Below are 14,325 nucleotides of genomic sequence, written 5' to 3'. Positions count from 1 at the left end.
TCATGACTCAGAACTCGAGACTCAGAACTCATTTAGTGCATTCTGTCGGCACGTGGTTCTAGTTTGCGGATGATGTCGGCTTCGATCTCCAGGAGCTCCTTCAGGCGGGCGTCTACTACTTCGACGGGCATGTATTCTTTGGCCAGCTTTACAAAACTTACATAATGGCCTGCCTCGGACACCATTAATTCATAGTAAAATTTCTTAAGTTCTTCGTCCTGGATGTTTTTCCAGAGCAGTTTGAAGCGTTCACAACTACGGGCTTCGATCAGGGCATTGATCAGCAGGTGGTCCATGAGTTGGCGTTCGCGCAGGCCGCCTTTGCGGATATGCTTGGTCAGCTCCACGACGTACTCATCCGGGCGGTTTCGGCCCAGGCCATAGCCCCGCTTTTTAAGCTCCGCCATCACCCGTTCAAAATGGCTCCACTCTTCCGCTACCAGGTCTGTCATTTCCTCTACCAGGCGCGTTTTGTCCGGATACTTTACGATCAGGGAGATACCGGAAGTAGCAGCTTTCTGTTCACAATATGCATGATCCACCAGGATCTCTTCAATATTCTTCTCGGCGATATTTACCCAACGCGGATCGGTGGGCAGTTGTAAACGAAGTATGGTTTTAGTAGGTACTGACACTTTTAAGCAAAATTTTAAGGTATAGCGTTCATCATTGCAGCAATCAACAATGAAACTTAATCAAAGAACATCCACTTGATGCCGAAGATAAAGCTGGTCTGCATGCCGGGATAATAAGGAGTCACGAAATAACCCGGGTCCGTTAAGCCTTCGTTGATATGCGACATCTTCAGGAAAACGTTCAGATTTTTGATATCTGCTGTCAGGAAAACATCGATTACCGGATAAGTTCTGATCAGGAATTGGTTTTGCAGCGGCAACTGTTCTGTAGCAGGCTGCAGGTAAAACTGCTGGGTAACCGGCATATAGGCATCGGCCAGATACTCTGATGGCAGATACATCTGTACTCCAAATTGCCCGAGCAATGCCTTCTTGAAGAGAAACCCCTGGAAATAAAGTTTCGAATCTACCAGCCATTCCGGTATGCGAATGTCTGGTGCCTCATCAGTATTGGTATAGGCCACAAAATTTTCGAAGTGAATAGACCCGAAACGGATGTGGTGCTTCAGCTCCGCCCCGAAAATCTGCTGACTTTCAGTCGCTTGTTCTGGTATAGCTTGCTTATTGAAGAAAACATGGCGTTTGATGTTGTTGTAATGTCCGGTCAGCCGCACATGCTGCCTCTCTCCTAATTTGCTTGTAAAAGTACCCTCAATTCTGTCTGTTACGGAGTTGTTAAAGTTATTATGCCAGTTAAAATGATTGCTGATCAGGCGCTGCTCGATCATGGAAGGAGAGCGCAGTACCCGGGCTATCCTACCCTGCAATGGCCCCAGCTTAGCGGTGGCACTTACCTTGTAGTCCCGCGTCATCTGAAACTCCCCATCAACCGAAACCAGCGCCTTTCCATACACAAGCCGCAGTTGTCCCCCCACAAACAGCTGATTGAACCGCTCTGTTGCACTGCTGTTGTTGATGGTATCGAGCACCGTATACTCCATTTTAGAGCTTCGATTCTTGACATAGGCCTTGTAGAAGGATAGTTTGTTATTCCCGGTTATGCCGAATACATTCTCCATTTCCCGGTAAACGGTTCTGTCATCCGTCTGTGCCGAATCATATTTTATGTCCGGGTAAAAGAAAACGGAATCGCCCCGGTATGGAATCTCATCATCCTGGTAAATGTTGCGCTGCCTTCCCCAGTCGAAGGAGTGATAAAGCTTCATGTCTTCCTTCGCCAGCTTGTAGATGTGTAGCAGGTGGTAATTGCTTCGAAACTCACGGGAGGCAGCCTGATTCAGATTCGTCAGTTCCGCCTGGTATTTGAAAAGATCATTCTGAGTAGAGTCCAGCGGTCCGGGCAGAATGCCCCCAAATTCTATTTGCTCGTGGTTGAGATGCGTATAGTTGGCAAAGAGGTCATACTTGTCGTTTTTGGAGCGATAGTGCGTAAAAGCCTTGACAGCCTGGTTGCTGACATAGCCTTCACGGCGCAGCGTCGAAACGCCAATCTGCCGGTTGGCCGTTAGGATCTGGTAAGCTACTCCAGCATTCCAGCGAGGCGTAATATTGCGGGCATGCGTACCTTCAAAAACCTGTTCGCCGCGCTGCCCCTGGATGTAGTAGATGTGCGAATAAGGAGAACGCGTATCGTAATAGTTAATCGTTTCAGGATTGTAGGCATACCGGTTGAAGGCATTCCTCCCGGAGCGGGCACCTATTTTGGTTGGCAAACGAAACAGGATGGGTTTGGCCGCTGTGCCTACGTTGCCCAGGTGCTGAAAGTAAGCCGTGTCATGGTACCAAAAGCGCTCATTGTGCATGTTCTGAATCGTGGTATCAATGCTCTGTTCCAAATAGCGGCCTTCCAGTACATCATTTTCATACAGCCTGAGCGTAGTCTTCGGACTATACAACACTTTTGTGGTGTCATCGATGATCTGAGCGGCGGCTTCCGAACCGGCTATCAGACAAAATAAGAACAATATTCCTGCTAGTAGCTTACTTTTCACAGTTCAAAATTAGTGATTTTCGCACAACGCCCATACCTGTACGGGCAAAGTATACGGTATTATACAAAAGAGCGAGAAGAAGTGGCTTATTGTTTCCGGAATGAGGCCACATGCTCCTGTATTAACTCGTCAAACAAGCTGCCATTTTTCAGGAAATCGACCTCAATGGGGATGTAGAACAGGGGAAGCTGCCGGGTTGCATCCTGCAAATTTACGTCGGAGAGTTTCACAGCATCCTTTCGGGTGGTGACAATGGCTAGCGCTCCGGAGGGTTCGCTTTCCACCAGCTTCTGCAGCTCCCGCATGTCCTGCAGGGTATACGCATAATGATCTGCATAAGCCTTCTGATGTGCAAGGGTATACCCCTGCTCCTGCAGGTTCCTGACCAACGGCGCAGGATTGGCTATACCTGTCAGCAGGATGATACGGTTCGGTACCTGGCGGGCAGCACCCATCGGAACCGGAGCGCCATACCTGAAAGTTGAGAAAAAAACCGGGGTTGCCGGGCGGCTATACCTACGGACCTGCCGCACGATCGCCTGTTGCTCCTCCTCTGCCATACCTGCCGGACACTTGCTCACCACGATCAGGTCTGCGCGTTGAGCGCCTTGCCTTGGTTCGCGCAACAGCCCGGCCGGGAGCACCCGGTCATTAAAGAACAGGCGGGTATAGTCCGTCAGCAGGATATTGAGCGAAGGATGTATCGGCCGGTGCTGCATGGCGTCGTCCAAAACGACCACTTCCAGTTCCGGTCGCAGCTTTTGCAACGCTTCTATACCTGCCACGCGGCTTTCGCTTACGGCCACCGTTGCGCCCGGAAAGTCACGGTAATACTGGAAAGGCTCATCACCCAGTGAAGCCGCAGTTGCCGTTTCATCAGCCAGCACAAAGCCCCTGCTCTTCCGCTTGTAGCCCCTGCTGAGCGTTGCGGTCTGGTAGCCTTTCAGCAGGCGTAACAGGTACTCCACGTGAGGCGTCTTGCCGGTGCCTCCTACTGTCAGGTTGCCCACTGCGATCACAGGTATAGCAAAGCGCTTGGAAGCCAGCATGCCGTTGTCGTACAGGTAATTGCGCAGCAACAGGATGCTCCCGTAGAGCAAAGAAAAAGGCCACAACAGTAGTTTTAAATATTTCATCAACGTGTGATTGAACGCAGCAAAATTAAGCAAATCAGCCGCAATGCTATACCTAGACGGCTTGTTTTATATACAATAAAAATTATATATTTAGTATCGAATATATACACGCCTCTTTTCAGCCCTTTTTATGAAAGCAAACAAATTCATTCTTGCCATTTTCATACCTGCGCTCTTTCTGACAGCAGGTTGCAAGGAATGTGGTACTATCCAGCCTGAGCCTCCTTCTCCCGTCACATTTTACATTGTAGACCAGCACGGCAGGAATCCGTTTGCTTCGGCCGGCACCGGTTACCATCCCGACTCGCTCCGTTTTACCCTCGAAAATGAACCCTATACCTACCTGTTCAGCGGAAGGGATGAAGGGCTGGATAACATTGTGTTTGAAACGTATCCGGTCATCTACGACCAGTCCGGCGTACGCATGCTCCTGCATTACAACAAAGAAAACACCGATACCCTGGATATTGCCTATACCGTTACCAAAAGCCAGTGCTTTACGAACTACAGCTATACCTCCTTCCGGTATAATGGCAAAGAACTGCAAAGGCATCCAGTGACCGGGCACCTGCAGCTGTCCCTGCAACAGGGCAGTACGCTTAGCAATCCCACTGCACTTTTATAACAAAACAATTTTATCTCAGCGCTTAACTTAATAAGTTTGGCAGCAGTATCAAGAGCATACGTGTCAACACTAAGATGAGAGAAAAAGCTACCATTGGCGACATAGCCCGGCTACTGGAACACTATGCGCCGCTTTCCTACCAGGAGAGTTACGACAACTCTGGCCTGCAAACCGGCAATGCCAGCGATGAGGTTACCGGAGTACTCCTCACGCTGGACTGCACCGAAGCCGTACTCGAAGAAGCCATCGCCAAAGGGTGCAACCTGGTGGTGGCCCACCATCCGGTCATCTTCAAAGGACTCAAGAGCCTGACAGGACGCAGCTACGTCGAGCGTATCATCATCATGGCCATCCGTCATAACATTGCCATTTATGCCTGCCATACCAACCTCGACAGCGTGCACAATGGCGTGAATGCCAAGATTGCAGAAAAACTCCAACTCAGCAACACGAAGGTATTGTCTTACAAGCAACAAACGCTGATGCAGCTGGTGTTTTTTGTACCCGTTGCCAATACCGATGAGGTATTAAGCGCCGTTCACAAAGCCGGTGCGGGACAAATCGGGGAATACAACGACTGCAGCTTCCAGGTACAGGGCACGGGGCGTTTCCTTCCTTCCCAGAATGCTGATCCGACGATTGGTGAACCGGGTAAACCGGAACAGGTACAGGAAAACCGGATCGAGGTTATCTTTCCGGCACACAAACAGCACCAAATTCTACAGGCCCTGCTACAGGCGCATCCGTATGAGGAGGTGGCACATTACCTGACTTTGCTTGAGAATCAGAACCAGGAAGTTGGGATAGGGATGATCGGGGATCTGAAAGAGGCGCTGACGGAAGAAGCTTTCCTGGCCTACCTGAAAGAACACATGCAGGTACAGGCTATCCGCTATACGCCAGTAGGAAATAAGCCGGTCAAACGCGTGGCCATATGTGGCGGAGCCGGAAGCTTCCTCATCAAAGAGGCCCTCCGGCAAGGAGCCGACGCTTTTGTAACCGGTGATGTAAAGTACCACGAGTTTTTTGATGCCGAAGGCAAACTCCTGATTGCCGATATCGGCCACTATGAAAGCGAGGTCTACACAAAGGAGATTTTTTATGATACAATTACCAAAAACTTTACTAATTTTGCAGTCTATTTATCGGAAGTAAATACTAACCCTATCAGATACACCTAATTAACTACATGGAAAGTACGGTAGCCAGCAAATTGGAAGCATTACTAAAGCTTCAAAGCATCGATTCGCAGCTTGATGAAATTAGACGCGTAAGAGGTGACCTCCCGGAAGAGGTTCAGGACCTGGAAGATGAAATTGAAGGCTATGAGGTAAGGGTTCGCAAGTTTGATGATGAGGTGGCAGGCCTCAACGAAGCTATCGTTCAGCGCAAGCAGTCTATCAAAGACGCCGAAGGCCTGATCAGAAAGTATGAGGACCAGCAGGAAAACGTGCGTAACAACCGTGAGTACGACGCCATCACCAAAGAGGTCGAACTTCAGAAACTGGAAATTCAGATAGCTGAAAAGAAGATCAAAGAAGCACATTATCAGATCGATCAGAAGATCGCAGAGATCGAAGGCACTAAAAATCGTCTGGAAGAGCGTCGCAAAGACCTTGACAACAAGAAGCACGAGCTGGACCAGATCGTTTCGGAAAGCGAAGAAGAGGAAAGTAACCTGGAGAAAGACCGCAATAAAGCTGCCGAACAGATCGAAGACCGTTTGCTGAGCGCTTACAGCCGTATCCGCAAAAACGTGCGCAACGGTTTGGCTGTGGTGCAGGTGAAGCGTGACGCCTGTGGCGGATGCTTCAACACTGTTCCTCCGCAGCGCCAGGCTGACATTGCCGCTCAGAAAAAAGTGATCGTGTGCGAACACTGCGGCCGTATTCTGGCTGGTGTAGAGCAGCGTATATTCTAAGCACCATGATTTTCAGCGGAAACCGCTTGAAGGCAACATACAAAAGGATGGCTAAACCCCATCCTTTTTTTTGTTGGTCGGGCTCCTGCTCTCCTGCTTTGTCAGCTCAGCCAATTCTATCTTTAATACAACCGTTAGCCGGGCCTATACCGAAACCCTCCGGCTGAAAATAGCTAACGGCCGCAGCCTCGTAAAAAAAGAGTTGCAGCTCCATCCCGGCAATGCTGTGGCCTTATTAGTAGAGAACCAGCAGGACTTTCTCACACTTTGCGTGCAGCAGGATCCCACAACGTATGAGCACCTGTTAGCGGCACAGGAGGACCGGCTCCGGAAAATTACGGCGCTTACAGAACAATCTCCCTGGGTAGACTACAGCATGGCGGAGGTGCGCCTGCACATCGCCTTGAGCAAGCTGCTGTTTGATCACAAGCTGGCTGCCGCCTGGGAGCTGCGGCGGGCCTACCTGCAGTTCGTGGCCAATGCCAAAAAGTATCCTTCCTTCCTTCCAAATAAAAAAACACTGGGTACCCTGCAGGTACTCATTGGCTCGGTACCCGATACGTACAAGGTGTTTCTCAATATCATCGGCATGAAAGGCAATATCCAGACAGGTATGGCCAATCTGAAAACGGCCGCTACGCAGGAAAATCCTTTCCGGCAGGAGGCGGTTGTGCTGCTTGCCTTGCTGGAACACATGCAGGAACAGGGCAAAAATAAATCGGCGGAAGCAACCTTAACAAAACTGGCAAAATCGGAGCCCGACAACCTCTTGTTTAGTTTTGTGGCCATGCACATTCTCAAAAAGAACAAGCACAGCGAGCAGGCCCTTCAGGTATACCAGCAGCGACCGGCCGGTCCGGCTTATATTGCCTTCCCTTACCTGCACCACATGGCTGCAGACCTATACCTGTACAAGGGTAGTTTCGCCAACTCCATCCGCGAAAACCAGCTATTTCTGCAACAGCACAAAGGAGAACATTACCTCAAAGCTGCCCATTTTAAGCTATACCTGGCTCACTGGCTGAATAAATCCGTGAAGCAGGCAGATCACCATTACCGGCTCATTGAGCAGACCGGAAGATCGGTCGTGGAAGAAGATGCGTACGCCCTCCGGTTTACAGAAGCGCAAACTCAGCCGAACCGTTACCTGCTGCTTGCCCGGCTGCAATCAGACGGAGGCTATTACCGCGAAGCACTCACCGGGCTCCAGCAGATGCAGCTAACACAAAGTACACCCAAAGCCGAAAAGGCAGAATACTACTACCGCAAAGCCCGTATTTATCATGGACTGGAAGAACGGCCACAGGCCAAACGGGGCTATGAACAGGCCATCAGCGCCAGCGAAAATTCCACCTTGTACTTTGCACCCTCTGCTTCGCTCCAATTAGGCTATCTTTACCTGGAAGAAAATGACAAAAAAAAGGCCACTGCTTATTTCAGGAAAGCCATGACTTACAAAGGGCATGCGTACAAAAACAGTATAGACGCCAAGGCCAAATTAGCCCTCCTGATTATTTAAAATAGTTTCGCAACATGCTGCATTCCGTATCTGTCCGAGTTTCTGATCTGGGAATTTCTCTCCCGGAGTTCCGGCTGAAAGCACTGGCTTGGGCAGAAACTTTTCCGCTCGTAGCCAGCTATACCTCCAACCAGATCCCCTATCCTTACCAGGGTTTTGATGAACTGCTGGCGGTCTCTGCGGGAAAGCCAATCGCCTTTGACCCAGACCATGTTTTTGAAAGCCTGCAGCAGCAACTGAACCGGCAAGAGTCCCTTTGGTGCGGCTACCTGGGGTATGATCTCAAAAACCAGATCGAAAAACTGAGCAGCAACAACCCGGATCAGGTCGGCTTTCCGCCCCTCTTCTTCTTTGAGCCACAGCTATACCTATACTTTAAACAGGACATCATAACCGTTTACAGCTCAGCAGACCCTATTGAAAATATTTTACAAACCATCCATACCTATCGGGCCCCTGAACAATTTGTAGCGCCCCGGTTTGAGGTACAGCAAAGGGTAAGCGAGCAGGAATATATCCGGAATGTGGAACGCGTCAGGCAGCATATCCTGGAGGGCGATGTGTATGAGCTGAACTATTGCATGGAGTTATTTGCAGAGCAGGTGGAGTTGCATCCATTGGCCTTATACCTGGCGCTGAACGAAACATCTCCTACCCCTTTTTCCGGTTTTCTGAAGTATGAGGATCGCTACCTGCTCTGTGCTTCCCCGGAAAGGTTCCTTAAAAAAGAGGGCCGGAAGCTGATCTCGCAGCCCATCAAAGGCACCATCCGCCGGGGCAACTCACCCGAAGAAGACCGCCAACTGCAGCAGCAGCTTCGTACCGATGAAAAGGAACTGGCCGAGAATATGATGATAGTGGACCTGGTGCGCAACGACCTGCGTCGCTCCTGCGCCACAGGCACTGTGAAGGTGGAAGAAATGTTCGGCATCTACGGGTTCAGCCAGGTATCTCAGATGATCTCTACGATCAGTGGTGAACTGCGGGAGGAATGCAGCCCGGTAGATGCCCTGAAAGGTGCCTTTCCGATGGGAAGTATGACAGGTGCTCCCAAGATCAGTGCCATGCAACTCATCGATGCGTTAGAAGTGACCCGGCGCGGGCTTTATTCCGGGGCCTTCGGCTACATCAAACCCGATCAGGATTTTGATTTCAATGTCGTCATCCGAAGCCTGCAGTACAATGCCACTTCCCGTTACCTTTCGTTTATGGTAGGCAGCGCCATCACCTACGATTCCGTTCCTGAAAAAGAGTACGACGAATGCCTGTTGAAAGCAAAGGCCATGCTAGAGGTGCTGGGGCAGAAAGATTCACCAGAAAGGGTATAGCGCTTGGAATTATTCCTGTAGTCGAAAGAGTTGATAAAGACCAGGATAGCTACTCAGGGTATAACCCAGGCAGGGCAAAATTCCTGAAATTACCTGCCATTCTGTCACGTTTATAAAGGGGAATGTAGTATATTTGCAGCTGAAAGAGATATTGAAGCATGGACCCAATCGTTGATTTAGATTTTATTGATTCCCGCACACCAGAACAGGCTGCCGCTGCTCCTTCCTGCGATACGAAGATTACGGCAGAGACCAATACGGGCAAGTCGCGCAAACTATACATTGAGAGCTATGGCTGCCAGATGAATTTCTCTGACAGTGAGATTGTGTCTTCGATCATGCATGAGCAGGGCTTCGACACAACTTCCACGATAGAGAACGCCGATGTAGTTTTTCTCAATACCTGCTCGATCCGTGAAAAGGCGGAAACGACTGTGCGCAACCGTTTGGGCCAGATCAACTATTACAAGCGCAAAAAGCCGTCTATGATGATCGGTGTATTGGGTTGTATGGCGGAGCGCCTGAAGAAATCGCTGCTGGAAGAAGAAAAGATCGTGGACCTGGTGGTCGGACCGGACGCTTACCGCGACCTGCCCAATCTGATCAATGAAGTAGACGGGGGCCACAAGGCTGTTAACGTACTTTTGTCCCGCGAGGAAACGTATGCAGACATCAACCCGATTCGCTTGAACAGCAACGGGGTAAGCGCCTTTATATCGATCATGCGCGGCTGCGACAACATGTGCTCGTTTTGTGTCGTGCCGTTTACAAGAGGCCGCGAGCGCAGCCGGGACGCGCACTCCATTGTGCGTGAGGCAGAGGCGCTCGTTGCACAGGGCTATAAAGAAGTCACTTTACTGGGTCAGAACGTAGATTCCTACAAATGGGAATCGGAGGACGGCACCGAGCAAGTGAACTTTGCCCAATTACTGGAAAAAGTAGCGCTGCTGAGCCCAACATTACGGGTACGTTTCTCTACCTCTCACCCCAAAGACATCACAGATGAAGTATTGCATACCATCAAAAAGTATGACAACATCTGTAAATACATTCACTTGCCGGCCCAAAGCGGCAACTCCCGCGTGCTGGAGCTTATGAACCGCACCTATGACCGTGCCTGGTACCTGAACCGGGTGGATGCCATCCGCTCCGTACTGGGAGATGATTGCGGCATCTCCTCAGATATGATCGCCGGTTTCTGCTCCGAAACAGAAGAAGAGCACCAGGACACGCTTTCCCTGATGGACTATGTACAGTACGACTACTCTTATATGTTCTTTTACTCCGAGCGACCTGGTACGCTGGCCGCCCGCAAACTGGAGGACGATATACCCCTGGAAGTGAAGAAGCGTCGCCTGGCTGAAATCATCGAGAAACAGCGTGAATGTTCTCTGAACCGAAACAAACGGGACATAGGCCGCATACACCGGGTGCTGGTCGAGAATTTTTCTAAAAAGTCAGATGATTTCCTGAGTGGCCGCAACGATCAGAACAAAGTGGTTATCTTCCCCAAGAAGGATTATAAAAAAGGAGATTATGTGAATGTATTCGTAAATGACTGCTCTGTAGGTACCTTGTTCGGGGAAGCGGTAGAGTAGTTTGGAGATTTGGAAATTTGAAGATGAATGATCGTATTCTTTGCTCTTCCAAACCATTTTCAAATCTGCACATCTCCAGATCTTCAATTCAAACTACATGCTCAACATAGATATACAAAGTATAAAGCAGCGCTTCGGTATAATCGGTAATTCACCTTTGCTCAATTATGCCATTCAGGTGGCGGCGCAGGTGGCCCCTACCGATATGACGGTGCTGATAACCGGAGAGAGTGGCAGCGGAAAGGAGTCATTCTCTAAAATCATACACCAACTGAGTCCCCGCAAACACGGTCAGTTCATTGCCATCAACTGCGGTGCTATACCGGAGGGCACCATTGATTCGGAGCTGTTCGGACACGAAAAGGGATCATTTACGGGCGCAACAGATACCCGCAAGGGTTATTTTGAGGTAACCGACGGGGGGACCATTTTCCTGGACGAGATCGCCGAAATGCCGCTGGGTACGCAGGCCCGCCTGCTACGTGTGCTGGAAAATGGTGAATTCATCAAAGTGGGCTCTTCGAAGGTCCAGAAGACAGACGTACGGGTAGTGGCAGCGACCAACGTGAACCTGATCCATGCGGTGGAGAAGGGCCGTTTCCGGGAAGACCTGTATTACCGACTCAACACCGTGCCGATCACTGTGCCTCCCCTGCGGGAGCGTGGCGAAGACATCTACCTGCTCTTCCGGAAGTTTGCGTCAGACTTTGCAGAAAAATATAGGGTTAAATCCATTACCCTGACACCGGAGGCCGTTCAGGAACTGATCAATTTCAGATTCCCGGGTAACATACGCCAGTTAAAGAACATTGTAGAGCAGATATCAGTGCTGGAGTATGATCGTGAGATTGATCTCCTCAAATTGCGCCAGTACCTGCCTCGCGAGCAGAGCAGTAGCTTGCCAGCCGTTCTGGCCAAGGAAAGTGGAGCCGAACATTCCTATTCGGAGCGAGACCTGCTGTACAAGGTGCTCTTTGACATGCGCCGGGATGTATCGGAACTGAAGAAACTGGTTTTCGAGCTGATCACACACCAGCCAAACGACCATGAGCTGTTAAAAGAACATGGGCATTTGTTTGAGAATATTGAGCACGCCAGCAATGGGCGGCCTTATAAGTCATCGGAACAATCCGAGCCCTATTACCTGCCCGTGAAACAGGCAGCGGATGACGATGATGACTACGAGGAAAAAGTAGAAGACATATCCCACGAAACGGAAGAAGAGAGCCTGTCCCTGGAGACAAAGGAAAAAGAAATGATCCTAAAGGCACTCAAGAAGCATAACAACAAGCGTAAGTATGCCGCCAACGACCTGGGCATATCAGAAAGAACCCTTTACCGCAAACTCAAGCAGTATGATATTGAAGACTAATCTGCGTTCCGCTACTCAGTACCTGGTAGTTCTGCTGGCGGTTTGCTGCAGCGCCTGTGGCGTTTACTCCTTCACCGGTACATCGATTGCCCCGGATATAAAAACGATCTCGATCCAGAACTTTGAGAACAGTTCCGGCGAGGGCCCGGCCAACCTGACGCAGCTGGTAACCAACAACTTCAAAAACTACTACCAGCGCAACACGAATCTGACCATCCTGCAGCGGGAAGGAGATTTGCAATTGGAAGGACAGATTGTTAGCTTTACTCTGACACCAGTAGCTGTACAGCGCGAAGGAAACATTGACCAGGCAACGCTGAACCGCCTGACACTGGCTGTCCAGATCCGCTTTACCAATACCAAAGATCCGGAACAAGATTTCGATCAGCAGTTTAATATCACGCAGGAATTCCCGCAGAATATAGATATCACACAGATTCCGGCGGCGACCATCGATCAGCTGACAGAGCGCCTGGTATCGGACGTATTCAATAAAACTGTTGCCAACTGGTAATCTTAATTAGTAAGAGACATTCACCTTTTCATGAACAAATCAGCCTTTCTTAAACTGATACAACAGGTATCGAACATCTCAGACCAGCAAACAGAAGAGCTGGAAAAGGTGGCGGCTACCTTTCCGTATTGCCAGACAGCGCACCTACTGCTGGCAAAATCAGCTTATGACAAGGGCAGTATGCTTTCGACGCAACGGTTGCGCCGTGCCTCCTCTTATGCCACTGACAGGCAACTCCTGAAACGGGTGATCTATACCTCCCTGACTCCGGAGCCGGTATTTGAGGAGTCAGAAGCAGAAGAAATGGCTGTTGCTCAAGAAGAGTCGCTGGAAGTAGTGCCTCCTGAAACAGAGGAAATAACCGGTTATGAAGAAGAATCAGCTGCTCCGGAAGAAGCAGATCTGGAGGAAGTATACTCTCATAGCCTGGCAGCGGAAGTCTCCGTAGCTCCTGCAGACGCCGATACAGCACCGGAAGAAACAGCAGCCGAAGAAGGTGAAGCTAAACTAGATTCAGAGCTAGCTTTGTTATTTACCTTCAACAGCATAAGCTCCTCCTCTACTGACTTGCTCTTAAGCAAAAACGAACCAGAACCGGCAGAAGCAGATGACATTGTATCCGTTGTTGGTCACTACCAGGAAACAGGCGAAGCGCTTGCTGAATTGCATGCCGGAGCAGCGGATTCATTGGAGGCAGATGCGCCGGAACCTGGTCCGCTATACCTGGAAGCTGATGCAAGTGCGCCGGAGGCTGAAGAAGAAAGCCCTGCTTTGGCACAATTCCCGGTTGAGACGCTTCAGGAAGAAGAAGAGGATTTTATTGAAGAAACGTCCGTTGCAGCTATCCCGGCTAACCCGGAAGACGCTGCAGTCAACTATAACCTGGATGAGTTGGACAGACTGTATGCGGAAGATGCCCTGGGGTACTGGATGGGATCCAGCCGCATGGGGGAAGTTCTGCAACTCAAGGACGACTATACCCGGGCTCGCCCCCAAAGTTTTCATCCGGAGCTCATCCTGGAGTATACCAAAACGCATGAACTGGAAAAAGCCATTCAGCCAAGCCGAAATGTACTGAGCCAGCAACTAGATATCATTGACCATTTCCTGAAGCTCAACCCCCGCCTCAAGACGATGGCCAATATGAAACATAAGCCTGAGCCACAAGAGGATTTGTCGCTGAAGAGCTCTAAAATAAAGAAAGGGATGGCTTCTGAAAACCTGGCCAACATCTTTCTGCAACAGGGCAAGGTCAAAAAAGCTGTTAAAATTTATGAACAGCTAATTTTGAAATATCCGGAAAAAAAGTCTTACTTTGCCGAACAGATAGAGAAATTACAAAACATAACCTAATATGTACATCGCCCTGATCAGTATCATTGTTTTCATTTGCGTACTGCTAATTTTAGTCGTACTAGCCCAAAATCCTAAAGGAGGCGGACTTTCCAGCCAGTTTGGGGGCGGCGGCGCCAGCCAGTTGATGGGTGTTAAGCGCACCGGTGACCTGCTGGAGAAACTGACCTGGGGTTTTGCCATCGGGTTAGTCGTTCTCACGCTTGCCACACACATGATTCTCGACAATTCCGGAGATTCTTCCATGATGAACAGAAGCATCAACGAAGAACGTGCCCGTCAGTCCGGTATGCCGGCTGCTCCTGCTCCACAGCCGGGTGCTGAAGGTCAGGAAGACATGTCCATCCCAGGCACAGGTGAAATTCCTGTGAT

13 protein-coding genes are annotated in these 14,325 nt (G+C 49.9%); 10 read left to right on the top strand and 3 right to left on the bottom strand.

Going from position 1 to position 14,325, the window contains the following annotated elements; translation table 11 throughout:
• Nucleotides 1-32: 32 nt before the first annotated feature.
• The 3 genes from OB13_RS13970 to lpxK all read right to left on the bottom strand — a co-directional run bounded on the left by OB13_RS13970 (nucleotide 33) and on the right by lpxK (nucleotide 3,723).
• A complete protein-coding gene (locus tag OB13_RS13970) occupies nucleotides 33-635 on the bottom strand; it encodes a MiaE family protein (RefSeq protein WP_461490783.1) in 603 nt (200 codons plus the stop codon).
• A 56-nt stretch (nucleotides 636-691) separates the two neighbouring features.
• The gene (locus OB13_RS13965) at nucleotides 692-2,560 is read right to left on the bottom strand and encodes a putative porin (protein WP_461490782.1); all 1,869 of its coding nucleotides are present in this window, start codon (nucleotides 2,558-2,560) and stop codon (nucleotides 692-694) included.
• Between the two features lie 113 nt (nucleotides 2,561-2,673).
• Complete coding sequence (gene lpxK / locus OB13_RS13960) at nucleotides 2,674-3,723, bottom strand: tetraacyldisaccharide 4'-kinase (protein WP_461490781.1); 1,050 nt, start codon at nucleotides 3,721-3,723, stop codon at nucleotides 2,674-2,676.
• Nucleotides 3,724-3,853: 130 nt separating this feature from the next.
• Here lpxK and OB13_RS13955 point away from each other — a divergent pair, with 130 nt between their 5' ends.
• The 10 genes from OB13_RS13955 to secG all read left to right on the top strand — a co-directional run.
• Nucleotides 3,854-4,348 carry a hypothetical protein gene (locus OB13_RS13955; RefSeq protein ID WP_461490780.1) on the top strand — a complete coding sequence of 165 codons (495 nt, stop codon included), beginning with the start codon at nucleotides 3,854-3,856 and terminating at the stop codon, nucleotides 4,346-4,348.
• 74 nt (nucleotides 4,349-4,422) lie between these two features.
• Entirely contained in the window at nucleotides 4,423-5,529 is a 1,107-nt protein-coding gene (locus tag OB13_RS13950) for a Nif3-like dinuclear metal center hexameric protein (protein WP_461490779.1), read from the top strand.
• Nucleotides 5,530-5,537: 8 nt separating this feature from the next.
• Nucleotides 5,538-6,269: a zinc ribbon domain-containing protein gene (locus OB13_RS13945; protein ID WP_461490778.1), complete on the top strand. Its 732-nt coding sequence runs from the start codon at nucleotides 5,538-5,540 to the stop codon at nucleotides 6,267-6,269.
• 70 nt (nucleotides 6,270-6,339) lie between these two features.
• Nucleotides 6,340-7,788: a tetratricopeptide repeat protein gene (locus tag OB13_RS13940; protein WP_461490777.1), complete on the top strand. Its 1,449-nt coding sequence runs from the start codon at nucleotides 6,340-6,342 to the stop codon at nucleotides 7,786-7,788.
• 14 nt (nucleotides 7,789-7,802) lie between these two features.
• Nucleotides 7,803-9,116 carry an anthranilate synthase component I family protein gene (locus OB13_RS13935; RefSeq protein ID WP_461490776.1) on the top strand — a complete coding sequence of 438 codons (1,314 nt, stop codon included), beginning with the start codon at nucleotides 7,803-7,805 and terminating at the stop codon, nucleotides 9,114-9,116.
• A 158-nt stretch (nucleotides 9,117-9,274) separates the two neighbouring features.
• A complete protein-coding gene (miaB, locus tag OB13_RS13930; protein WP_461490775.1) occupies nucleotides 9,275-10,714 on the top strand; it encodes a tRNA (N6-isopentenyl adenosine(37)-C2)-methylthiotransferase MiaB in 1,440 nt (479 codons plus the stop codon).
• A 97-nt stretch (nucleotides 10,715-10,811) separates the two neighbouring features.
• Nucleotides 10,812-12,086: a sigma-54 interaction domain-containing protein gene (locus OB13_RS13925; protein ID WP_461490774.1), complete on the top strand. Its 1,275-nt coding sequence runs from the start codon at nucleotides 10,812-10,814 to the stop codon at nucleotides 12,084-12,086.
• Nucleotides 12,070-12,600, top strand: a complete 531-nt coding sequence (gene lptE, locus OB13_RS13920; RefSeq protein WP_461490773.1) for an LPS assembly lipoprotein LptE — start codon at nucleotides 12,070-12,072, stop codon at nucleotides 12,598-12,600. The genes OB13_RS13925 and lptE overlap by 17 nt, the downstream gene beginning before the upstream one ends.
• A gap of 30 nt (nucleotides 12,601-12,630) precedes the next feature.
• Nucleotides 12,631-13,953 (top strand): hypothetical protein, encoded by a 1,323-nt coding sequence (locus OB13_RS13915; RefSeq protein WP_461490772.1) that lies wholly within the window; start codon nucleotides 12,631-12,633, stop codon nucleotides 13,951-13,953.
• A gap of 1 nt (nucleotide 13,954) precedes the next feature.
• Nucleotides 13,955-14,325, top strand: a 371-nt coding sequence (secG, locus tag OB13_RS13910) for a preprotein translocase subunit SecG (RefSeq protein WP_461490771.1), incomplete at its 3' end; no start/stop codon positions are given.

The sequence above is a fragment of the Pontibacter sp. HJ8 genome, from assembly GCF_054824225.1.
The sequence above is the reverse complement of the archived record's forward strand: the minus strand, read 5'-3'. Positions and strand labels throughout refer to the sequence as shown.